Here is a 22,387-nt window from a genome sequence, read left to right on the forward strand (position 1 = left end):
TAAGGGCGGGACGGTGTCGAGAGCCGACGCATACAGCTGTAATCAAAGGATGCATATGGGCCGCGCCCTGCGTATTGGCAACCCCCCGATTGAGGTCGACCTGCGGCGGTCCGCGCGGGCGCGTCGTCTGTCGCTGCGCGTGTCGCGGCTGGATGGCAAGGTGACGCTGACCATGCCGCCGCGTGCACCGGAACGTCAGGCCATTGATTTCCTGACCGAGCGTGAAGACTGGTTGCGCGGGCATCTGGACGACATTCGCCCCGCTGTGACCGCCGGACCGGGTAAGGCGTTGCCCTATCTGGGGCGTGACATCACAGTGCAGGTTGCTGATGTGCGGAGCGTGACGGTCAGGGACGACCTGTTGCTGCTACCGCCCGGGGCCGGTGCACCTGCGATTCGCGCCTATCTCAAGGCGCGTGCCCGCGACCGGCTGGCGGCTGCGTCCGACCATTACGCAGGCCTGATCGGTCGCAGCTATACCAAGCTGACCTTGCGCGATACGCGGTCCCGCTGGGGGTCCTGCACCAGCACGGGCGGCCTGATGTATTCCTGGCGGCTGATCATGGCCCCCCCCGCGGTGCTGGATTACGTTGCCGCGCATGAGGTGGCGCATCTGGAACAGATGAACCATTCCGACGCGTTCTGGGCCATCGTGGCACGGCTGGACCCCAATTTTGCCGTGCACCGCCGCTGGCTCCGCGATCACGGAGACCGGCTGCACGCAGTCCGGTTTGACACGGAATGATCCCGGTGCGCCCAGCCGCTGGGTCGGGGGCTGCCCACGACCGGGTGTTTCGCGCGTTGCGGGCGCAGATTCTGCACGGGCATATCGACCCCGGCACAACGCTGACCCTACGCGGTATCGCAAGGGATCATGATGTATCCATGACCCCCGCCCGCGAGGCTGTCAGGCGTCTGGTGTCCGAGGGTGCCCTTTCGATGTCGGCGACGGGGCGCGTGACGACCCCTGCACTGACAAACGAGCGAATCGAGGAGCTGGCCACCCTACGGGCCCTGCTGGAGCCAGAGCTGGCGTCGCGTGCGCTGCCACGGGCGCATTTTGCGTTGATCGACAGGCTGGAGGTGATCAATCAAGGCGTCAGCCAGATGGTCGCGCGGCATGATGCATCGGGCTATATCCGCATGAACTTGGAATTTCATCGGACGCTGTACCTGCGCGCACAGGCCCCCGCGATCCTTGCGATGACGGAAACGGTCTGGTTGCAATTGGGCCCCACGATGCGGGCGCTGTATGGCCGGCTGAACCGTACGTCACCGCCGGTCGATCATCGGCACATCATCGCGGCCCTGCGCGCGGGTGACGAGCCGGGCCTGCGGCTGGCGGTCCGGTCCGATGTGACCAAGGGTCTGCGCCTGCTCAAGGCGTAGGAGGGGGGCTGTCTGCCCCCCGGCGCGGGACGCGCCTCCCCCCGAGGATATTTGGAAAACAGCGATTGTGTGCGTTGACGCAAATTTAACTGTGTTCGTGCAGACGGGAGGGGCGGTACAGGCAGGGATGCCGATGACCGTAAACAGCGCGGCCTCCGGATATGGTCCGGGGGCCGACAGGTGTTTCAAGCGTGGATGGCACCATCGCCACAGGCCAGTGCTGCCTCGCGCACGGCCTCTGAATAGGTCGGATGCGCGTGGCAGGTCCGGGCCAGATCCTCGGCTGCGGCGCCGAATTCCATGGCGACACAGATTTCGTGAATCAGGTCACCCGCCATCGGCCCGATGATATGCGCGCCAAGGATGCGGTCCGTTTCCTTGTCCGCGAGGATTTTCACGAAACCATCGCCTGCGTGGTTCGCCTTGGCCCGTGCGTTGCCCAGAAACGGAAACTTGCCGACCTTGTAGGCGCGACCGGCCTTTTTCAGGGTTTCCTCGGTTTCGCCGACACTCCCGACTTCGGGGTGGGTGTAGATCACGCCGGGGATCACGTTGTAGTTCACATGCGGTTTCTGACCGGCGAGCATTTCGGCAACGGCCATGCCTTCGTCTTCGGCCTTGTGGGCCAGCATCGGGCCCTTGATCGCATCGCCGATGGCGTAGATGCCATCGACGTTGGTCTTGTAGCTGCCGTCGACCTCGATCTGGCCGCGATCCGACAGGGCGACACCCAGATCCGACAGTCCAAGACCGTCGGTAAAGGGGCGTCTGCCGGTCGCCAGCAGGACCGTGTCCGCCGTGATTTCAGCCTCTGCGTCGTCCTTGCGCATCTTGTAGCTGACGGTCGCCTTCTTGTTCTTGACGGTGACGCCCTGGACGGCTGCACCCAGCACGAACTTGATCCCCTGCTTGGTCAGCAGTTTCTGGAACTGGCGGGCGACCTCTGCATCCTGACCGGGGGTGATCGCGTCGAGGTATTCGACGACCGTCACCTCTGATCCCAGACGCGCATAGACGCTGCCCAGCTCGAGCCCGATGACGCCGCCACCGATCACCACCAGCGACTTGGGGATTTTCTTCAGCTTCAGCGCGCCGGTCGATGTGACGACGGTTTCCTCGTCGACCTCGACACCTTTCAGCGGGGCCGGTTCGGACCCGGTGGCGATGATGATGTGCTTGGCCTCGTGGACCTCGTCACCGACCTTGACCTTGCCTGCCTCGGGGATGCTGCCCCAGCCCTTGAGCCAGTCGACCTTGTTCTTCTTGAACAGAAATTCGATGCCGCCGGTATTCTGGCCCACGGTTTTGTCCTTGTAGGCCAGCATGGCGTCCCAATCGACAGACGGCGTTTTGCCCTTGAGGCCCATGTCGGCAAAGTTGTGCTCTGCCTCGTGCAGCATGTGGGTTGCGTGCAGCAGCGCCTTGGACGGGATGCAACCGACGTTCAGGCAGGTGCCGCCCAGCGTATCGCGGCCTTCGACGCAGGCGGTTTTCAGGCCCAGTTGCGCGCAGCGAATGGCCGAGACATAGCCGCCGGGGCCGGAACCGATGATGATGACGTCATAGCTGGCCATGAGGGCCTCCGTAGATTGTGGGGTTTGCGTCTAGACGACGAAAACAGACAGTAGCATGAGGTTCGTCGCCAGAAAGCCGATCATCCAGATGATCGACCGCCACGGGACGAGTCCAAAGTAATACGCGGGAACATAGGCGATGCGTGCCGCCAGATAGGTCCAGGCGCAGATCGCGGAAAACCCCGTGGCACGGTCGGCAAGCGTGACAACCACCACGGCGAGCGTAAACAGGATCAACCCCTCGAAATGGTTGTTCAGCGCACGAAACAGGCGGCCGGTTTTCGGGCTGACCTGTTCGGTGATGGGCTTGCCCAGGCGGTCCGGATCGCGCGGGCCCATCGTCTTGCCTGCTGGCAATTCGATGTTGGCGCGGATCGAGACCAGCGCGAATTGCACCGCTTGGAGGATACCTGCGAGGGCCAGGACCGTGATTTCGGGGGTCATGGGGGTGTCCTTTGACATAGACCGCCGCGCTGGGCGCGGCGGTCAGTTGGTTTACAGGTCCATCAACAGCCGGCGCGGATCCTCGAGCGCCTCTTTGACGCGGACGAGGAAGGTCACGGCCCCTTTGCCGTCGACGATGCGGTGGTCGTAGGACAGGGCCAGATACATCATCGGGCGGATCACGACCTGACCGTTGATGGCCATCGGACGGTCCTGGATTTTATGCATGCCGAGGATGCCGGACTGCGGGGGGTTCAGGATCGGCGAGGACATCAGCGACCCATAGACACCGCCGTTGGAGATGGTGAAGGTGCCGCCCTGCATTTCGGCCATCGACAGCTTGCCGTCGCGCGCCTTTGCGCCCTTTTCGGCAATCGCCTTTTCGATGGCGGCAAAGGACATCTGGTCGGCGTCATTGATGACCGGCACGACGAGGCCGGTCGGCGTGCCGGCGGCGATGCCCATGTTGACATAGTTCTTGTAGACAACGTCGGTGCCGTCGATTTCGGCGTTGACCTCTGGCACCTCGTGCAGCGCATGGACGCAGGCCTTGGTGAAAAAGGACATAAAGCCAAGCTTTACGCCGTGCTTTTTTAAGAACAGGTCCTTGTATTCATTGCGCAGGTCCATGACCGCCGTCATGTCGACCTCGTTATAGGTCGTCAGCATGGCCGCGGTGTTCTGGCTGTCCTTGAGGCGGCGCGCGATGGTCTGGCGCAGGCGCGTCATCTTGACCCGTTCCTCGCGGTCGGCCTGTGCAGCAGGGCGCGGTGCGGCAGGTGCGGGCGCGGATGCGGCCTGCGGCTTGGACAGCGCGTCCAGCACGTCGCCTTTCATGATGCGACCGTCCTTGCCGGTGCCGGTCACGTCATCCGCCGACAGACCTTTTTCGGCCATCAGCTTTTTGGCGGAGGGTGCGTCTTCGGTATCGGTGCGGTTTCCGGCGGGGGCAGGGGCGTCGCCGGTATAGCTGTCGTCGACCTGATCCGATTTGGTGTCGTCTGCCTTTGCCTCTGCCTTGGGGGCATCCGATTTGGTGCTGGCTGCTTCGCCTTCGCTGATCTGGGCCAGCAGGGCGTCGACACCGACGGTATCGCCTTCGGCGGCGACGATTTCAGACAGGGTGCCGGCGACGGGCGAGGGGACCTCGACCGTGACCTTGTCAGTTTCCAGCTCGCACAGCATCTCGTCAACGGCCACGGCATCGCCGGGTTGCTTGAACCACGTGGCGACCGTCGCTTCGGTCACGGATTCGCCAAGGGTGGGTACGCGGACTTCGGTGCTCATTACTTGGCTCCTTTGAGGTTCAGGGCTTCGGCGACAAGCGCCGCCTGTGTCGATTTGTGTTGGCTGGCCAGACCCGTGGCCGGGCTGGCGGATGTGGCGCGGCCCACGTAGGTCGGGCGCGTATGCTTGGCGTTGATGCGCGTCAGGCACCAGTCAAGGTTGGGTTCCATAAAGGTCCATGCCCCCTGGTTCTTGGGTTCTTCCTGACACCAGATCATTTCGGCGTCCTTGAATCGTTCCAGTTCCTTGACCGCCGATTGCGCGGGGAAGGGGTAGAACTGTTCGAACCGCAGCAGATAGATGTCGTCGATCCCGGCCTCGTCGCGTGCCTCGAGCAGATCGTAATAGACCTTGCCGGAACACATCACGACGCGCTTGATCTTGTCATCTGCCACCAGTTTGGTGTCGGAATGACCCTTTTCGGCGTCATCCCAAAGGACGCGGTGGAACGACGAACCTGTCGTGAAATCCTCGGCGTCGGACACGGCCATCTTGTGCCGCAACAGCGATTTCGGCGTCATCAGCATCAGCGGTTTGCGGAAGCTACGATGGATCTGACGCCGCAGCAGGTGGAAATAGTTTGCGGGCGTGGTGCAGTTTGCGACGATCCAGTTGTCATTGCCGCACATCTGCAAGAACCGTTCCAGACGCGCGCTGGAATGTTCCGGTCCCTGGCCTTCGTAACCATGCGGCATCAGGCAGACGAGCCCGGACATCCGCAGCCACTTGGCCTCGCCGGAACTGATGAACTGGTCGAACATGATCTGCGCGCCGTTGGCAAAATCGCCAAACTGCGCTTCCCACAGGGTCAGGGTGTTCGGTTCGGCCAGTGAATAGCCGTATTCGAAACCAAGCACGGCATATTCCGACAGCATGGAATCGATGACTTCGTAGTTGGCCTGCCCATCGCGGATGTTGTTGAGCGGGTAATAGCGGTCCTCGGTGTTCTGATCGATCAACGCGGAATGACGCTGGCTGAACGTGCCGCGCGTGCTGTCCTGACCGGCCAGACGCACGGGATAGCCTTCGGTCAGCAGCGAACCGAATGCCAAGGCCTCGCCGGTTGCCCAGTCGAACCCTTTGCCGGTCTCGAACATTTCGGCTTTTGCCTTGAGCAGGCGGTCGATCGTCTTGTGCGTGGCGAATCCATCGGGTGCCTTGATCAAGGCGCTACCGATTTCTGCCATTGTTTCCGGTGCGATTGCGGTCTGACCGCGCTGATAGTTGTCCTTGTCACGCGCCAGACCTGACCAACGGCCGTCCAGCCAGTCGGCCTTGTTGGGCTTGTATTCCTTGCCGGCCTCGAACTCTTCGTTCAGCGTGGCCTGGAATGCGGCCTTCATTTCGTCGATCTCGCCTTCGGGGATCAGGCCGTCCTTGACCAGTCGATCCGTGTAAAGCGTCAGCGTCGTCTTTTGCTTCTTGATTTTCTTGTACATCACCGGGTTGGTGAACATCGGCTCGTCGCCTTCGTTGTGACCGAACCGGCGGTAGCAGATGATGTCCAGCACCACGTCCTTGTGGAACTTCTGACGGAACTCGGTCGCGACGCGGGCGGCGTGCACCACGGCCTCGGGGTCATCGCCGTTGACGTGGAAAATCGGGGCCTCGACCATAAGCGCGATGTCGGTGGGATAGGGCGAAGTGCGCGAGAAATGCGGCGAGGTCGTGAAACCGATCTGGTTATTCACCACGATATGCATGGTGCCGCCCGTGCGGTGACCGCGAATGCCTGACAGCTGGAAACCCTCGGCCACGACACCCTGCCCGGCAAAGGCCGCGTCACCATGCAGCAGCACGGCCATGACCTTGGTCCGTTCGGTGTCTTTCTTTTCGTCCTGCTTGGCGCGGACCTTGCCCAGCACGACCGGGTTCACCGCCTCGAGGTGGCTGGGGTTCGCGGTCAACGACAGGTGAACCGAATTCCCGTCGAATTCCCGGTCGCTGGATGCGCCGAGGTGATATTTCACGTCGCCAGAGCCTTCGACCTCTTCGGGCTTGAAGCTGCCGCCCTGGAATTCGTTGAAAATCGCGCGGTAGGGTTTGCTCATGACGTTGGCGAGGACGGACAGGCGGCCGCGGTGCGGCATGCCGATGACGATTTCCTCCAGCCCCAGCTGGCCGCCGCGTTTGATGATCTGTTCCATCGCAGGGATCAGGGATTCACCGCCGTCCAGACCAAACCGCTTGGTGCCCATGTATTTGACGTGCAGGAATTTTTCGAAACCCTCTGCCTCGACCAGCTTGTTCAGGATCGCCTTGCGGCCGTTCTGGGTAAAGGTGATTTCCTTGCCCAGACCTTCGATGCGTTCCTTCAGCCAGGCGGCCTCGTCCGGGTTCGAGATATGCATGTACTGCAGCGCAAAGGTGCCGCAATAGGTGCGTTTCACGATCGCCATGATCTCGTTCATGGTGGCCACTTCGAGGCCAAGCACGTTGTCGATGAAAATCGGGCGATCCATGTCAGCCTTGGTAAAGCCATAGGATGCGGGATCGAGTTCGGGATGCGGCGTCTGTTCGCGCATGCCCAGCGGGTCCAGATCGGCGATCAGGTGGCCGCGAATACGGTATGCGCGGATCAGCATCAGCGCGCGCAGGCTATCCAGCACAGCATTGCGCACCTGTGTCTGGGACAGGCCCACACCCTTTTCAGCGGCTTTTGCCTCGATCTTTTTGGCGGCGGCGGCAGGTTCCTGCGCCCACTGACCATCAAGCGCAGCTGTCAGGTCATCGTTCGGCACCGGCGGCCAGTCCATGCGGTTCCAGCTTGCGCCTGCGGCTTCGGCCTTGGCATCAGCGGGGGCGTCGCCAAGGGATTTGAAAAACGCGTGCCAGCTTTCGTCGACCGCTGCCGGATTGTCGGCATAGCGTGCGTACAGCTGTTCGACATATTCGGCATTATGGCCCTGCAAGAAGCTGGACCCGTGGAAAACGTCGTTGGGGGACTGGTCGTTCATCTGATCACCTGACGGTCGGACGGGCTGATCCCGCCACAGTTGAATGGGCAGGCCATTGGCCTGCCCGGCTAAATTTAGTTCTTGTCGATTGCGGCCAGGACGGCCTCACCCAGCGTGGCGGGGCTGTCGGCAACCACGATACCGGCGGATTTCATCGCTTCGATCTTGGATTCCGCGTCACCCTTGCCGCCGGCGACGATGGCACCGGCATGGCCCATGCGACGGCCCGGAGGTGCGGTGCGCCCGGCGATGAAACCGGCGGTGGGCTTCCAGCGACCGGCCTTGCGTTCGTCTGCCAGGAACTGTGCGGCTTCTTCTTCGGCGGAACCGCCGATTTCACCGATCATGATGATCGAATGGGTTTCGGGGTCAGCCAGGAACATTTCCAGCACGTCGATATGCTCGGTTCCCTTGATGGGGTCACCGCCGATGCCCACTGCTGTGGACTGGCCAAGGCCGCTGTCGGATGTCTGTTTCACAGCCTCGTATGTAAGTGTGCCCGAGCGCGACACAACACCGACGGACCCACGTTTGTGGATGTGGCCGGGCATGATGCCGATCTTGCAGGCGTCAGGCGTGATCACGCCGGGGCAGTTCGGCCCGATCAGACGGGATTTCGACCCTTCCAGCGCCTTTTTCACGCGCATCATGTCCAGCACCGGGATGCCTTCGGTGATGCAGATGATCAGTTCCATTTCGGCGTCGATCGCCTCGAGGATGGAATCGGCAGCAAAGGGCGGCGGGACGTAGATGACAGAGGCGTTCGCCTCTGTGCGGGCGCGGGCCTCGTGCACGGAATCGAACACGGGCAGGTCCAGATGTGTCTGGCCGCCTTTGCCGGGGGTAACGCCGCCGACCATCTTGGTGCCGTAGGCGATTGCCTGTTCAGTGTGGAACGTCCCCTGAGAGCCGGTCAGGCCCTGGCAGATCACGCGGGTGTTTTCGTCTACGAGAATGGCCATTTTTTACCTCTTTAGCATGACGAAGGCTTCGCCATCTGGTCTGTCGTGTTGAAAGTTAGTTGAACGCCGTCGCGGTCGGGATCTGTCCGCCCGTCACATCGGCTGGGGTTTCGGACGTTGATCGCATTGCCGTCAACGGCGCTGCGATGATGACTTGCGTCGGCGTGGTCATGTCAGTTGTGGCCGCAAACCTTCCGGTATCGCCGGATGGTGCGGCCGCCTGCGGCCCGGTCCGAACGTCAAGGCCCGCACCGCTGCACGCCGACAAAAGTGCAATCGCACATATCGGGGCAAGGATTTTCGTCATGGTCGTCCTTTCGGGGTAGGTCATGGCGTCACTGTTTCGGGCATGGTCGGGAACAGCCTGTCGAGCTGCGGGAACCAGCGATTGCGGACTGCGGCATTGCCGGGGCCGGTCTGGGCCAGCAGCGTTTCCCGCTGTGCATCGGTCAGGCGCAAGCGCCCACCATCACCCAGATCGCAGGCGATCAGGCCGCGCCGCAACACGCGCATGATCGCGAACCCCGGACGGCTGTTGCCCAGCCCACCGGACAGGGCGTTCAACCTGCGCATCCAGCGGCTGCCACGGGCTGACAAGGTCGCATTGCGGGTGGGGGCTTCTTGGGTGTCGGGCAGGGTGACACCCAGGGCGGCGCAGAAATCCTGACCCAGATCACCGCCCCGCAGCCGTGCGCGATCAAATAGGCGAACGGTGACGGCATCAGCACCCACCGCACGTTCCCAACGCGTCAGGAACACAGCGTAATCAGGCACCTTTTGACGGGCCAGATAGGCATCGAACGTCTCGGCGCTGCCGTTTTTCAACTGCTGCGAATAGTTCGACAAGATCCAGCTGTCTTGCGCCCGCAGGTAGACGATGACCCGCACCGTCGTGAACCGCGCCTTGAGCCAGTTGGTAAAGGATTGGATGAACCGTGGCCCGCGCATCGGCCAGCCCAACATCTCGCAGGAGATCAGCAATTGCTTGTCGGGGTGGTCGGCGATCACCTTGTCCAGATCGGCCTCGAGCTGGTGCGTGACACGCGCATAATCATCCGGTCCACGCAGGTTGAACAGGGCACGAATGCCCTGATCCTTGATCGGAACGCCAACCAGATGATGGCCCGCTATCAGAAATTCCGCATGGCTGAGTTGGGACGAGAAATTGCGATAGACGACGCCCTGGCGTTCCAATGCCGCGCGATTGCTGCGCAGCATTGACTGGATCGCGGACGATCCAGTCTTGGGGATGCCGATGTGGGCGACGACGTCCATCGCTCTTGCCTCAGCCCTTGACCGCTTTGACGATCTTTTGCGCGCCGTCCTTGAGGTCGTCGGCAGCAATCACGTCAAGGCCGGAGTTGTTGATGATCTCCTTGCCCTTTTCGACGTTGGTGCCTTCGAGGCGGACGACCAGCGGAACCTTGAGGCCCACTTCCTTGACGGCGGATACAACGCCCTCTGCGATGACATCGCAGCGCATGATGCCGCCAAAGATGTTGACCAGAATGCCTTTGACGTTGGGGTCAGAGGTGATGATCTTGAAGGCCTCGGTGACCTTTTCCTTGGTCGCACCGCCGCCCACGTCGAGAAAGTTCGCAGGCTCTGCGCCATACAGCTTGATGATGTCCATCGTCGCCATCGCAAGGCCGGCGCCGTTGACCATGCAGCCGATTTCACCGTCCAGCGCGATATAGTTCAGGTCGTATTTGCTGGCGGCCAGTTCCTTGGGGTCTTCTTCGGTTTCGTCGCGCAGGGCGGCGATGTCCGCGTGGCGGTAGACCGCGTTTCCGTCAAAGCTGACCTTGGCATCCAGCACCTTCAGATCGCCCTTGTCGGTCACGATCAGCGGGTTGATTTCCAGCATTTCCATGTCTTTTTCGACGAATGCCTTGTACAGCTGACCCATCAGCTGAACGCATTGCTTGACCTGACCACCGGTCAGTCCCAGCGCGAATGCAACGCGACGGCCGTGGAACGGCTGATAGCCGGTTGCGGGATCGACGGTGAAATTCAGGATCTTTTCGGGGGTGTTTTCGGCCACTTCTTCGATGTCCATGCCACCTTCGGTGGAACAGACGAACCCGATGCGGCTGGTCTGGCGATCAACCAACAGCGCAAGGTAGAGTTCGGTTTCGATGCCAGAGCCGTCCTCGATGTAGATGCGGTTCACGACCTTGCCTGCGGGGCCGGTCTGATGCGTGACCAGCGTGCGGCCCAGCATTTTCTTGGCCTGTTCTGCGGCTTCTTCGACGGATTTGGCAAGACGCACGCCGCCAGCATCACCGGCGTCGGATTCCTTGAATTTGCCCTTGCCGCGACCACCAGCGTGGATCTGCGCCTTGACGACCCACAGCGGTCCGTCCAGTTCGCCTGCGGCGGTTTTCGCCTCTTCGGCGCGGGTGACGGCGCGGCCGTCGCTGACCGGGGCACCGTATTGGCGCAGCAGGGCCTTGGCCTGGTATTCGTGGATGTTCATGGCGCGTCCTTCGTGTGGATCAGTTTGCAGCGGGATTGCATATTTCAGGGTTGAAAAAAAGAACACTTGCCGGGATGCAGCGGAAAACCGACATTTGTGATCACAGTAATATCGCGTGTGATCACAAGACACATTTTGTTCACGGTGATCCGTTCTGAAACGACAAAGGGCGCCCCGCGGGGCGCCCTTTTTCAACCGTGCAATCCTGTGTGATCAGGCGAGCGAAGGATCGATTTCCTTGCAGGCGGACACAAGGCCCTTCACCGCGTCGACGGATTTGTCGAACATCGCCTGCTCTTCCTTGTTCATCTTGATTTCCACGACGCGTTCGACACCGCCTGCACCGATGACAGTCGGCACACCGACATAGAACCCGTCGAGGCCGTAGGCCCCATCGACATGTGCCGCACAGGGCAGGACGCGCTTTTGGTCCTTGAGGAACGATTCGGCCATTTCGATGGCTGACGTGGCGGGCGCGTAGAACGCTGATCCGGTTTTCAGCAGGCCGACGATTTCCGCGCCGCCGTCACGGGTGCGCTGCACGATGGCGTCCAGCTTGTCCTGGGTGGTCCAGCCCATGTCGACCAGATCGGGCAGGGGGATGCCTGCAACGGTGGAATAGCGTGTCAGCGGCACCATCGTGTCGCCGTGGCCACCCAGCACGAATGCAGTCACATCGCGCATCGAGACCTTGAATTCCTCGGCGAGGAAGTGGCGGAAGCGGGCGCTGTCGAGCACACCGGCCATGCCGCAGACCTTGTTGTGGGGCAGGCCGCTGAATTCGCGCAGTGCCCAGACCATCGCATCCAGCGGGTTGGTGATGCAGATGACGAATGCATCGGGGGCGTGTTCCTTGATGCCTTCGCCCACGGCCTTCATGACCTTGAGGTTGATGCCCAGCAGGTCGTCGCGGCTCATGCCCGGCTTGCGCGGCACGCCGGCGGTCACGATGCAGACATCTGCGCCAGCGATATCGGCGTAGTCATTCGTGCCCTTGAAGGAACCGTCGAATTTGCCCGAAGGACCGGATTCGGCGATATCCAGCGCCTTGCCCTGCGGTGCGCCCTCGGCGATGTCGAACAGGACGACGTCGCCCAGTTCCTTAACCGCTGCGAGGTGGGCGAGTGTGCCGCCGATCTGTCCGGCGCCGATCAGTGCAATCTTGGGTCTGGCCATGGAATGGTTCCTGTCTAGCAAGTTAAACTTGGGCGTTGGGTTAGTCCTTTGGTGGTCAGCCTGCAAGTGCGACGGTCATGGTCAATGCGTGCTTTCGTCGCTAACAATTTGAAAATCCCCTGTGTGAAAGCGTTTCATGACCCCGCTCGACCCGATGTTTTATGTCGTCGCAGTGCCTGCCGTGCTGTTCGCCGGAATTTCCAAGGCAGGGTTCGGATCGGGTGCCGCCTTTGTTTCGGCAGCCGTGTTGGCACTGCTGGTCGACCCGGGCTTGGCGCTGGGCGTGATGTTGCCCTTGCTGATGTTGATCGATGCTGCGTCGCTGCGCCCTTACTGGCGCAAATGGGATGGTCCGTCGGCGCGCGGGCTGATCGTCGGGGCCGTGCCGGGGGTGGCCTTGGGGGCGGTGATCTATTCATTCGTGAATGCGGACAGCTTCCGCATCCTGATCGGGGTCATCTGCCTGGCGTTTGTTGCCTATCAATGGGCGCGTGCTGCTGGCGTGCTGAACATCCCAAATTTCGCGTTTTCGCGGGGTTGGGCCTGGGTCGCTGGATCGGTCGCGGGTTTTACCAGTTTCGTCAGTCATGCAGGCGGGCCGCCTGTGGCGGTATTCACGCTGGGCATGGGCATGGACAAGACGCGGTATCAGGCGACCAGTGTGATCGTATTCTGGGCCATAAACCTGATGAAGTTCGTGCCCTATGGATTCCTGGGCATTTTTACCGCGCAAAGCCTGCTGGCCGACCTGATATTGGCACCGGTTGCACTGCTGGGGGCGTGGCTGGGTGTGCGGGCGCATTATTTCGTATCCGAAAGACTGTTTTTCGGGATCACCTATGTCGCGCTGACACTGACCGGGATCAGGCTGATCTGGCTTTCACTGACCTGACGAAATAAAAAAGGCCGCCCCCAAGGGGAGCGGCCAATGTTCCGGTATAAAAAGAGATTACATCTCGGCTTCATACTCGGGCAGTTCTTCCAGCTGCTCTTCGGTCTGCGGGATCGACGCGCGGATATCGTCGCCATCGGTTTCCTGCATGATGGTCACGTCGGCAAAATCGACCGCGACGGCCTTTTCACCCAGACCAAGGAAGCCGCCGACTTCGATGACGACCTGCTGGATCATGCCGTCATCGCTGACGATCAGGTCGCTGATCTCGCCGATTTCTTCGTCGTTGGTGCCAAAGACGGCTGCATCTGTCAGCTGTTCGGCTGTCACGTCAGCATTCATCAGCTGGGTGTAGCCGTCCAGCGGTGACATGGCCGTCATGTCATCGGCTGTCTCTTCCATGGTCGCATCGACGTTGTCAGCGGTGTCTTCCATGTTCTGTTCGGCTGCATCCATGGTCTCGTCCATGGTTTCGCCTGCGGCATCCATCGTTTCGCCGGCTGCGTCCATGGTTTCTTCCGCTGCGTCCTCAACGGGCTCTGCGGTGTCCATTTCGGTGGTGGAATCGGTGTCCATCATCGTGTCGCCGGATTGCATTTCGTCGGTCATGGTGCCTTCGGCGGCAGGTGCCATGGTGTCGGTTTCTGCCTCGTGGCTGGCTGCGAATGCGCCGTTGGACACGACAAGAGCGATAGCGGTGGTTGCGAGAAACTTTTTCATTTTCAGTACCTTGCTTTAGTTTTATTTGGCGATCGGTTGCTCCGTCCGCCTCTGGTCACTCAACGGCGCAGGTCGGAATTGGTTGCGTCGATTGGTCACAATATTTTTGCATCACGCCGCATTCCGCCGGTTCTGACCCATGGCATGTGCGGAAATCGGCCCGGTTCCGTGGGGTGAAAAATGGCTTGAACAATTCGTCTGAATTTGGCCTTGTGCGCGCAACTTTGTTACATGGAGGCCGCATGCGCCATCGTCCCACCCGTTCCGCACTCTATATCCCCGGGTCAAAGCCGCGCGCGCTGGACAAGGCGCGTGACCTGCCCTGCGACGTGATCCTGTTCGACCTCGAGGATGCGGTTTCACCCGACGCCAAGGTCGCAGCGCGCGACACCCTGCGCGCAGCATTGGAACAGGGCGGATATGGTGCACGGATGACGCTGGTGCGGATCAACGGCTTTGACACCGAATGGGGCCAGGATGATGCCCGGGCCGCTGCGGGCATGCCCTGCGATGGTGTCCTGATCCCCAAGGTCGACAGCCCTGCCGATCTGGATGCGGTTGCGGATGTCGTGGGTGATGTGCCGCTGTGGGCGATGATGGAAACGCCTTTGGGCGTCCTGAATGCGCAAACCATCTGCGCGCATCCCCGATTGGCCGGGATCGTGATGGGCACCAATGATCTGGCCAAGGATCTGGCCGCGCAAACCCGCGACGGCATGCGCACCGCGCTGCAACATTGCCTGCTGGCGGCGCGTGCGGCGGGAATCACGGCGATTGACGGTGTATTCAACGCGTTCAAGGATGATGAAGGGTTGCAGGCAGAATGCACCGACGGTCGCGCCATGGGGTTCGATGGCAAATCCCTGATCCATCCTGCGCAGCTGGACATCGCCAACCGGGTCTTTGGTCCGTCAGAGGCGGATATTGATCTGGCCCGGCGTCAGATCGCGGCCTTTGACGCGGCGGCTGCCGCGGGACAGGGTGTTGCCGTCGTGGACGGTCGCATCGTTGAGAACTTGCATATCGTCACCGCGCGGGCGACCTTGGCCAAGGCAGAGGCCATCACCGCATTGGAGACGACATGACATTACTTATTCTGGGCCTGCTTTTGTGGGTTGCGGCGCATACCTGGAAACGGGTCAGCCCGGGAACGCGGGCAGATATGGGCGACCGAGGGCGTCTGTTTGCGGCCCTGGCGATCATCGCGTCCGTCGTCTTGATGGTGATCGGCTACCGGGCTGCTGACGGCGCGGTCTATTGGGGGCGCGCTGGCTGGTCCACCGGCGTGAACAACCTGCTGATGTTGGTGGCGTTCTATATCTATGCGGTCGGTGCGCCCAAACCCGGCAAGCCGCGCGTCTGGCTGGGTCGCAAGATCCGCCATCCGCAGTTGATCGGTTTTTCGATCTGGGCCGTGGCGCATCTGCTGGTCAACGGTGATGTGCCGTCGTTCGTGTTGTTCGGCGGGTTGCTGGTCTGGGCGCTGGCCGAAATCGTCCTGATCAACCGGGCCGAACCGGAATGGACCCCGCCACCGCACCGCAGCGCGCGCAAGGAATTCATTCCCATCGTCGCCGCCATCGTCATCTATGCGATCGTCGCGGCAATCCACATCCTGCTTGGCTACAACCCGTTCGGATAAGACATGACAAAACTTTATCGACTGCTGACCGAAGACGACACATCCGCGTTCTGCCACAAGGTGTCCGATGCCCTGTCCAAAGGGTGGGAGCTGTATGGCACGCCGACCTATGCCTTTGATCATGCCAATGGCGTGATGCGCTGTGGTCAGGCCGTCACCAAGGACATCAGCGCCGATTACGATCCCGACATGAAGCTGGGCCAGCAATGACCAAAACCAACGCCGGGCGGTTTTTCGAGGATTATCGCGTGGGTGACGTCATCACCCATGCGGTGCCGCGCACCATCAAGATGGGTGAACGCGCGTTGTATCATGCGCTGTATCCCGCCCGGCACGCGCTGCATTCGGCCGATACATTCGCGCAATCCTGCGGTCTGCCGTTCAGCCCGCTGGATGATCTGGTCACCTTTCATACGGTGTTCGGCAAGACAGTCCCCGATGTATCGCTGAATGCGGTTGCCAACCTCGGTTATGCCGAAGGTCGCTGGCTGACACCGCTCTGGCCCGGTGACACGATCACCGCCACGTCAGAGGTTATCGGGGTCAAGCAAAACTCCAACGGCAAAAGCGGCGTTGTCTGGGTTCGCACCACGGGGCGCAATCAGCATGGCGACGAACTGCTGTCCTACGTCCGCTGGGTGATGGTGCGCAAACGTGGTGACGGGCCTGCGCCGGAAACCGTGATCCCGAAACTGATGGACGCTGTGGGGGCCGATGAACTGGTGATCCCGGCGGGCCTTGATTTCAGCGCCTATGACTTTGAGCTGGCAGGCGAGCCGCATCGCTTGCGCGATTATGCGATCGGCGAGGTGATCGACCACGTCGATGGTGTCACCATCGAAGAGGCCGAACACATGCTGGCCACCCGGCTGTGGCAGAACACGGCCAAGGTGCATTTCGATGCCACCAACCGCCCGGATGGGAAACGCCTGATCTATGGTGGGCATGTCATCAGCCTGGCCCGTGCACTGTCGTTCAACGGATTGGCCAATGCGCAGATGATCGTCGCGCTGAACGGCGGTGCCCATGCGAACCCCTGCTTTGCCGGCGATACCGTTCGAGCATGGTCCGAGGTGCTGGACATTGCCGACACGGCGGCCCCCGGTGTTGGTGCCATCCGCCTGCGTCTGGTCGCCACCAAAGGTGCGACAGGTGCGTTGCGCGATGCCGAGGGCAAATACCTGACGGATGTCTTGCTGGATCTGGATTACTGGGCGCTGATGCCGGTCTGATCGGCTGGGAGTGCGGGCGACTCGCTTGTCCGGTATCGCGCGGTTTCTGCAGGGTTACATCAACCCGTGACCGGTTGTGATCACGCTTTGAAATTTTGTGATCACGAAACGCAGGATTTCGCCCGACGCGTCAATTTCACGCGTGATTCCGGGGATGATTTCCGTGACTTCCTGTATGGAATGGTGCAGATAACGGACAAATGCGCCGCTCGCCCCGGCGCCCAAGGGAACCGAAGGGAAATCTTATGGCCGATGCCAAGCAGGGCAATCGCCCGCTTTCACCGCATTTGACGATCTATCGTCCGCAGTGGACGTCGATGACGTCCATCTTTACCCGGATCACAGGCAACGCGCTGCTGGTCGCCAGCCTGATGATCGTCTGGTGGTTTGTCGCGGCCGCGTCCGGCCCGGATGCATTCGCAACCGCTGACGGTTTCATGACCAGCTGGTTCGGTGATCTGGTCATGTTCCTGTCGATGGCAGCGCTTTGGTATCACACGCTGGCCGGTCTGCGTCACCTGATCTGGGATCAGGGCTATCTTCTGGAAATCGACAAGGCCGAAACGGCCGGTCAGGCTATGGTGCTGATCGCCGTGCTCTTGACCATCTTCACCGTCATCGTGCTGTAAGGGGGCCGAGCAATGGCATATTTGACCGACCGTAAACGCGCCACCGGCATGGGGTCCGCCAAATCCGGCACCCAGCATCACTGGTTCATGACGGTATCTTCCGTCGCTTTGCTGATCCTGATCCCGTGTTTCGTATTCACGTTTGGCGCAATCTACGGCGCGCCCTACGCAGATGTCGTCGCCTATTATCAGCGCCCGTTCCCGTCCGTGATCGCGGCACTGACCATCGCGGTCAGTTTCTTTCACTTTCGCGGTGGTGTGCAGACGCTGATCGAAGATTACATTCATGGCGCACTGAAAACACCGCTGATCATTGCGATGATCTGTCTTTGCTATGCTGCTGCCGCCGCCGGTGTTTTCGCCGTCGTGCGTCTCGCACTTTGAACCGGAGCTGACCAATGGCTGCTTACGATTACGAAACCCACAACTTTGATGCCATCGTCATCGGCGCTGGTGGGTCTGGCCTGCGTGCGACGCTGGGTCTGGCGGAACAGGGCCTGAAAACGGCCTGCATTTCCAAGGTGTTTCCGACCCGCTCACACACCGTTGCGGCCCAGGGCGGCATCGCGGCGTCCTTGTCCAACATGGGTCCCGACCATTGGCAGTGGCACATGTACGACACCGTCAAAGGGTCCGACTGGCTGGGCGACACCGACGCCATGGAATACCTCGCGCGTGAGGCACCCAAGGCCGTGTACGAGCTGGAACACTACGGCGTGCCATTTTCGCGCACCGAAAAGGGCGAAATCTATCAACGTCCCTTTGGCGGTCACACCACGGAATTCGGTGAAGGCCCACCCGTGCAGCGCACCTGTGCGGCTGCCGACCGCACCGGGCACGCCATCCTGCATACGCTCTATGGTCAATCGCTCAAGCAAAAGGCCGAGTTCTATATCGAGTATTTTGCGACCGATCTGATCATGTCCGAGGACGGTGTGTGTCAGGGCGTTGTCGCGTGGAAACTTGACGACGGCACGATGCATGTCTTTAACGCCAAGACCACGGTGCTTGCGACGGGCGGCTATGGCCGTGCCTATTTCAGCGCGACATCCGCCCATACCTGCACCGGCGACGGTGGCGGCATGGTTGCCCGTCAGGGTCTGCCGCTGCAGGACATGGAATTCGTGCAGTTCCACCCCACCGGTATCTACGGCGCAGGCTGCCTGATCACAGAGGGCGCGCGCGGCGAGGGCGGTTACCTCACCAACTCCGAAGGCGAGCGGTTCATGGAACGCTATGCGCCCACCTACAAGGACCTTGCGTCCCGTGACGTGGTCAGCCGTTGCATGACGATGGAAATCCGTGAGGGTCGCGGTGTCGGTCCGAAAAAGGACCACATCCACCTGAACCTGAACCACCTGCCGCCCGAAACGCTGGACCTGCGTCTGCCGGGTATCACTGAATCCGCACGCATCTTTGCCGGGGTCGACCTGACCAAGGAACCGATCCCCGTGCAGCCGACCGTGCACTACAACATGGGCGGTATCCCCACGAACTATTGGGGCGAGGTGCTGAACCCGACCGCGGAAAACCCCGATGCCATCGTGCCGGGCCTGATGGCCGTGGGCGAGGCGGGCTGTGCGTCGGTCCACGGGGCGAACCGTCTTGGGTCCAACAGCCTGATCGACCTCGTGGTGTTTGGTCGTGCGGCTGCCATCCGCGCCGGCAAGGTCGTCGATCCCGACACGCCGAACGCGCCCCTGAACAAGGCATCGGTCGATGCTGCGTTCGATCGTTTCGACGGGCTGCGCCACGCCAGCGGTGGCACCCCCACCGCAGAGCTGCGTCTGGAAATGCAAAACGCCATGCAGGCCGATGCCGCCGTATTCCGCACGGACAAGACATTGGCCGAGGGCGTGGAAACCATGACCGGCATTGCCGCGAAACTGGATGACCTGCACGTCACGGACCGCAGCATGGTCTGGAATAGCGACCTGATGGAAACGCTGGAACTGACCAACCTGATGCCAAATGCGTTGGCGACCATCGTTTCTGCCGAGGCCCGCAAGGAAAGCCGCGGCGCACATGCGCACGAGGATTACCCCGAGCGTGACGATACCAACTGGCGCAAGCATTCGCTGGCAAAGGTCACGGGCAACAAGACCGACCTGTATTATCGCCCGGTCCACCTCGATCCGCTGACGACCCAAGACGAAGGCGGGATCGACATGGCCAAGATCGCGCCGAAAAAGCGCGTCTACTGATGGTGCTGCGCGGGATCAGCCTGATCGCACTGTCGGTGCTGGTGGCCTGCGGGCCACCGGCACCGCTGACGATCCAGCAGATCGAGGCGCGCTGTGCCGATCAGGCGGCCTCTGCCGCTGGGCCGACAGGCCAGGTCGCGATCGGCGTGTCCAGTTCGCGGGGCGTACAGACGGGAATCGCCATTGGCGTGACGGATGATTTCCTGCGCGGCCGTGATCCTGCGACGGTCTATGCCGAATGTTACACACGGCTCAGCGGTGCTGCACCGCTGACGCCTTATACCGCCCGCTGAGGGCACGCTTTGACGGGCGATCCGCCCACCGACGAAAGGTCTGAGACATGGTCGAACTGACGCTTCCCAAGAACAGCCGCATGGTGACGGGCAAGACATGGCCCAAGCCCGAGGGTGCAACCAACACCAAGAAGGTGCAGGTCTATCGCTGGAACCCCGACGATGGCAAAAACCCGCGTCTGGACACCTATTACGTCGATCTGGACAACTGCGGCCCGATGGTCCTGGATGCCCTGATCAAGATCAAGACAGACATAGACCCCACGCTGACCTTTCGCCGGTCCTGCCGCGAGGGGATCTGCGGGTCCTGTGCCATGAACATCGACGGCGTGAACACGCTGGCCTGTATCTCTGGCCTGGACGAGGCCAAGGGCGACATCAAGATTTATCCGCTGCCGCATATGCCCGTGGTCAAGGACCTGATCCCGGACCTGACGCATTTCTACGCGCAGCACGCCAGCATCATGCCCTGGCTGGAAACCAAGACAAACGCGCCCGCCAAGGAATGGAAGCAGTCTATCGAGGACCGCGAGAAACTGGATGGTCGGTATGAGTGCATCATGTGCGCCTGCTGTTCGACGTCCTGCCCCAGCTATTGGTGGAATTCGGACCGCTACCTTGGCCCGGCGGCGCTCTTGGCGGCACACCGCTGGATCGTTGACAGCCGTGATGAGGCAACAGGCGAGCGTCTGGACGACCTCGAGGATCCGTTCAAACTGTATCGCTGCCACACCATCATGAACTGTGCGAAAACCTGCCCCAAGGGTCTGAACCCCGCCAAGGCGATTGCGGAAATCAAGCACATGATGGTCGAGCGGATCGTTTGATTTGCTCTGTATGACGTAGGTGCAGAAACGCCGTCCCATGACTGGGACGGCGTTTTCATTTGGCGCGACGACAAATGAGAGGTGCGAGGATGACTGTGAATGACATGCCGCCAGAGGATGCCGACGCACGCCGCGCAGTGCCGCCGGTGATTTGCTATCCCAATGATGCGTTGCCCGTGCCGCAACCCGCATTGGACCGCGCGCATCAGCCGATGCAGGTCGTGGACACCGTGCGGGTGCCACCGCGCGATGCGGGTTTTGTGCGGGTGCGGGCGGGGCAGGTGCTGCGCATCCTGTGTCCCGATGGTCCGCAGGTTGGTGATTTGAACCTGTTCAACGCGCATGACCTGTCCGAACGTTTCTATTCAGGAAAGACGCGGGCCCTGCACGGGTCGCATGTGACGACCGGGGATCGGCTTTGGTCCTGTTTTCCGTATTTGCGGCCTATCGCGACCATCGTGGCGGACAGTCTGGGGTGGTACGGGCGCGATGCCTTCGGCGGCGCGGTTCACGATGTGATCGGCACGCGCTGCGATCCCTACACGGCCAATCTGCTGGGCGGGGCGCAGTATCATCACTGCTGCCATTCCAACCTGACCCGCGCCTTGTCGGATGCATCCGGCCTGTCGCTGGTCGAGGCCGAACCGCATGTCCATGATGTGCTGAACGTGTTCATGTGCACCGGTTTCACCGCAGACACTGGCCAGTATTTCATGAAGGCAAGCCCGGTCCGCGCCGGGGATTATCTGGATCTGATGGCCGAGATCGACCTGCTGGCGGTGTTGTCCGCCTGTCCGGGCGGCGATTGCAGTGCGCAACATTCATCCGATGTCGCGGTCTGCCATCCCCTTGATATGCAGGTGTTGGACACAAAAGAGGCGGCCCCTTGGTCGGAGCCGCCGCTGAATTCATACGACCGCAGTCACGGGCGTTAGGCGAAGGCGGCCTCGAGCGCGATTTCCACCATATCGCCGAACGTGCGTTCCCGCTGGTCGCTGGGCAGTGATTCGCCCGTGATGATGTGATCGGACACGGTCATGACTGCCAGCGCCCGGCGCTTGTAGCGGGCTGCCAGAATGTACAGTTCAGCCGCTTCCATTTCGACGGCCAGAACCCCGTGGCGGATCATCTGTTCGGTCAGGTCGTTGCGTTCCGCGTAAAACGTGTCGGACGAATAGATGCTGCCGACATGGGTCGGCGTGTCACGCTTTTGCGACGCGGCATAGGCGGCCTGCAACAGCCCGAAATCGCACACTGGCGCATAGTCGATTTCACGAAAGATCGTCGATGATGGCGTGCCTGTCGATGTGGCCGTCATGGCAAGCACGACGTCGCGGACCTTGACGTTGTCCTGCATGCCGCCGCAGCTTCCGATGCGGATGATGGTCTGCGCGCCGTAGTCCTTCATCAGTTCGTTGGCGTAGATCGACATGGATGGCATGCCCATGCCGGACCCCATGATCGTGACGCGGTTTCCGTTCCACATCCCGGTAAAGCCCAGCATGCCCCGGACCTCGTTGATGCAGACGGCGTCGGTCAGATAGGTTTCTGCCGCCCATTTCGCGCGGTAGGGATCGCCGGGCATCAAGACGGTTTCAGCGATATCGCCAGGCTTGGCGGCAATGTGAGGTGTCATGGGTTCTTCCTTTGCAATTTGACGCTAGTATTGGTCGAAACCAC

At 61.2% G+C, this 22,387-nt stretch carries 24 protein-coding genes; 13 read left to right on the forward strand and 11 right to left on the reverse strand.

Features of this window, described 5'->3' with window-relative positions; translation table 11 throughout:
* The first annotated feature begins 55 nt into the window (after nt 1-55).
* Both AN189_RS05400 and AN189_RS05405 read left to right on the forward strand, forming a co-directional pair.
* Nucleotides 56-745 (forward strand): M48 family metallopeptidase, encoded by a 690-nt coding sequence (locus AN189_RS05400; RefSeq protein WP_056033182.1) that lies wholly within the window; start codon nt 56-58, stop codon nt 743-745.
* Nucleotides 742-1,389, forward strand: coding sequence for a GntR family transcriptional regulator (locus AN189_RS05405; protein ID WP_056032275.1), 648 nt, complete (start codon nt 742-744; stop codon nt 1,387-1,389). Before AN189_RS05400 ends, AN189_RS05405 begins: the two co-directional genes overlap by 4 nt.
* A gap of 185 nt (nt 1,390-1,574) precedes the next feature.
* Here AN189_RS05405 and lpdA read toward each other — a convergent pair whose 3' ends face one another.
* The 9 genes from lpdA to mdh form a co-directional block, all read right to left on the reverse strand.
* Entirely contained in the window at nt 1,575-2,963 is a 1,389-nt protein-coding gene (gene lpdA / locus AN189_RS05410; RefSeq protein WP_056032279.1) for a dihydrolipoyl dehydrogenase, read from the reverse strand.
* A gap of 30 nt (nt 2,964-2,993) precedes the next feature.
* Nucleotides 2,994-3,407 carry an MAPEG family protein gene (locus AN189_RS05415; protein WP_056032281.1) on the reverse strand — a complete coding sequence of 138 codons (414 nt, stop codon included), beginning with the start codon at nt 3,405-3,407 and terminating at the stop codon, nt 2,994-2,996.
* Nucleotides 3,408-3,458: 51 nt separating this feature from the next.
* A complete protein-coding gene (gene odhB / locus AN189_RS05420; RefSeq protein WP_056032286.1) occupies nt 3,459-4,694 on the reverse strand; it encodes a 2-oxoglutarate dehydrogenase complex dihydrolipoyllysine-residue succinyltransferase in 1,236 nt (411 codons plus the stop codon).
* Nucleotides 4,694-7,651: a 2-oxoglutarate dehydrogenase E1 component gene (locus tag AN189_RS05425; RefSeq protein ID WP_056032288.1), complete on the reverse strand. Its 2,958-nt coding sequence runs from the start codon at nt 7,649-7,651 to the stop codon at nt 4,694-4,696. The genes odhB and AN189_RS05425 overlap by 1 nt, the downstream gene beginning before the upstream one ends.
* A 74-nt stretch (nt 7,652-7,725) precedes the next feature.
* Complete coding sequence (gene sucD / locus AN189_RS05430) at nt 7,726-8,613, reverse strand: succinate--CoA ligase subunit alpha (RefSeq protein ID WP_056032290.1); 888 nt, start codon at nt 8,611-8,613, stop codon at nt 7,726-7,728.
* 55 nt (nt 8,614-8,668) lie between these two features.
* Nucleotides 8,669-8,920, reverse strand: a complete 252-nt coding sequence (locus AN189_RS05435; RefSeq protein WP_157057390.1) for a hypothetical protein — start codon at nt 8,918-8,920, stop codon at nt 8,669-8,671.
* A 20-nt stretch (nt 8,921-8,940) separates the two neighbouring features.
* Nucleotides 8,941-9,888, reverse strand: a complete 948-nt coding sequence (locus tag AN189_RS05440; RefSeq protein WP_056032295.1) for a hypothetical protein — start codon at nt 9,886-9,888, stop codon at nt 8,941-8,943.
* A gap of 10 nt (nt 9,889-9,898) precedes the next feature.
* Complete coding sequence (gene sucC / locus AN189_RS05445) at nt 9,899-11,092, reverse strand: ADP-forming succinate--CoA ligase subunit beta (RefSeq protein WP_056033185.1); 1,194 nt, start codon at nt 11,090-11,092, stop codon at nt 9,899-9,901.
* A gap of 213 nt (nt 11,093-11,305) precedes the next feature.
* On the reverse strand, nt 11,306-12,268 hold the full coding sequence (mdh, locus tag AN189_RS05450) for a malate dehydrogenase (protein WP_056032298.1): 963 nt from the start codon (nt 12,266-12,268) through the stop codon (nt 11,306-11,308).
* Nucleotides 12,269-12,404: 136 nt separating this feature from the next.
* Here mdh and AN189_RS05455 point away from each other — a divergent pair, with 136 nt between their 5' ends.
* Nucleotides 12,405-13,160 (forward strand): sulfite exporter TauE/SafE family protein, encoded by a 756-nt coding sequence (locus AN189_RS05455; RefSeq protein WP_056032299.1) that lies wholly within the window; start codon nt 12,405-12,407, stop codon nt 13,158-13,160.
* A gap of 57 nt (nt 13,161-13,217) precedes the next feature.
* Here AN189_RS05455 and AN189_RS05460 read toward each other — a convergent pair whose 3' ends face one another.
* Nucleotides 13,218-13,880 carry a PRC-barrel domain-containing protein gene (locus tag AN189_RS05460; RefSeq protein ID WP_056032302.1) on the reverse strand — a complete coding sequence of 221 codons (663 nt, stop codon included), beginning with the start codon at nt 13,878-13,880 and terminating at the stop codon, nt 13,218-13,220.
* Nucleotides 13,881-14,122: 242 nt separating this feature from the next.
* Here AN189_RS05460 and AN189_RS05465 point away from each other — a divergent pair, with 242 nt between their 5' ends.
* From AN189_RS05465 to AN189_RS05510, 10 genes are all read left to right on the forward strand, one after another.
* Complete coding sequence (locus AN189_RS05465) at nt 14,123-14,965, forward strand: CoA ester lyase (RefSeq protein WP_056032304.1); 843 nt, start codon at nt 14,123-14,125, stop codon at nt 14,963-14,965.
* On the forward strand, nt 14,962-15,522 hold the full coding sequence (locus AN189_RS05470) for an NnrU family protein (protein WP_056032308.1): 561 nt from the start codon (nt 14,962-14,964) through the stop codon (nt 15,520-15,522). Before AN189_RS05465 ends, AN189_RS05470 begins: the two co-directional genes overlap by 4 nt.
* 3 nt (nt 15,523-15,525) lie before the next feature.
* Complete coding sequence (locus AN189_RS05475; protein ID WP_056032311.1) at nt 15,526-15,732, forward strand: DUF1737 domain-containing protein; 207 nt, start codon at nt 15,526-15,528, stop codon at nt 15,730-15,732.
* Nucleotides 15,729-16,754: a MaoC family dehydratase gene (locus AN189_RS05480; protein ID WP_056032314.1), complete on the forward strand. Its 1,026-nt coding sequence runs from the start codon at nt 15,729-15,731 to the stop codon at nt 16,752-16,754. Before AN189_RS05475 ends, AN189_RS05480 begins: the two co-directional genes overlap by 4 nt.
* A gap of 245 nt (nt 16,755-16,999) precedes the next feature.
* Complete coding sequence (gene sdhC / locus AN189_RS05485) at nt 17,000-17,383, forward strand: succinate dehydrogenase, cytochrome b556 subunit (RefSeq protein ID WP_056032317.1); 384 nt, start codon at nt 17,000-17,002, stop codon at nt 17,381-17,383.
* Nucleotides 17,384-17,395: 12 nt separating this feature from the next.
* Nucleotides 17,396-17,767: a succinate dehydrogenase, hydrophobic membrane anchor protein gene (gene sdhD, locus AN189_RS05490; RefSeq protein ID WP_056032320.1), complete on the forward strand. Its 372-nt coding sequence runs from the start codon at nt 17,396-17,398 to the stop codon at nt 17,765-17,767.
* A 14-nt stretch (nt 17,768-17,781) separates the two neighbouring features.
* Nucleotides 17,782-19,587 (forward strand): succinate dehydrogenase flavoprotein subunit, encoded by a 1,806-nt coding sequence (sdhA, locus tag AN189_RS05495; RefSeq protein WP_056032324.1) that lies wholly within the window; start codon nt 17,782-17,784, stop codon nt 19,585-19,587.
* Entirely contained in the window at nt 19,587-19,880 is a 294-nt protein-coding gene (locus AN189_RS05500) for a hypothetical protein (RefSeq protein ID WP_056032327.1), read from the forward strand. Before sdhA ends, AN189_RS05500 begins: the two co-directional genes overlap by 1 nt.
* A gap of 47 nt (nt 19,881-19,927) precedes the next feature.
* Nucleotides 19,928-20,707, forward strand: coding sequence for a succinate dehydrogenase iron-sulfur subunit (locus tag AN189_RS05505; RefSeq protein WP_056032330.1), 780 nt, complete (start codon nt 19,928-19,930; stop codon nt 20,705-20,707).
* Nucleotides 20,708-20,796: 89 nt separating this feature from the next.
* Nucleotides 20,797-21,642: a DUF1989 domain-containing protein gene (locus AN189_RS05510; protein WP_056032333.1), complete on the forward strand. Its 846-nt coding sequence runs from the start codon at nt 20,797-20,799 to the stop codon at nt 21,640-21,642.
* On the opposite strand, the gene deoD is transcribed toward AN189_RS05510, so the two are convergent.
* Nucleotides 21,639-22,343 carry a purine-nucleoside phosphorylase gene (gene deoD / locus AN189_RS05515; protein ID WP_056032337.1) on the reverse strand — a complete coding sequence of 235 codons (705 nt, stop codon included), beginning with the start codon at nt 22,341-22,343 and terminating at the stop codon, nt 21,639-21,641. The genes AN189_RS05510 and deoD overlap by 4 nt on opposite strands.
* Nucleotides 22,344-22,387 lie beyond the last annotated feature (44 nt).

Origin of the sequence: Loktanella sp. 3ANDIMAR09, from assembly GCF_001420005.1 — a bacterium.
Classification (GTDB): Bacteria; Pseudomonadota; Alphaproteobacteria; order Rhodobacterales; family Rhodobacteraceae; genus Loktanella.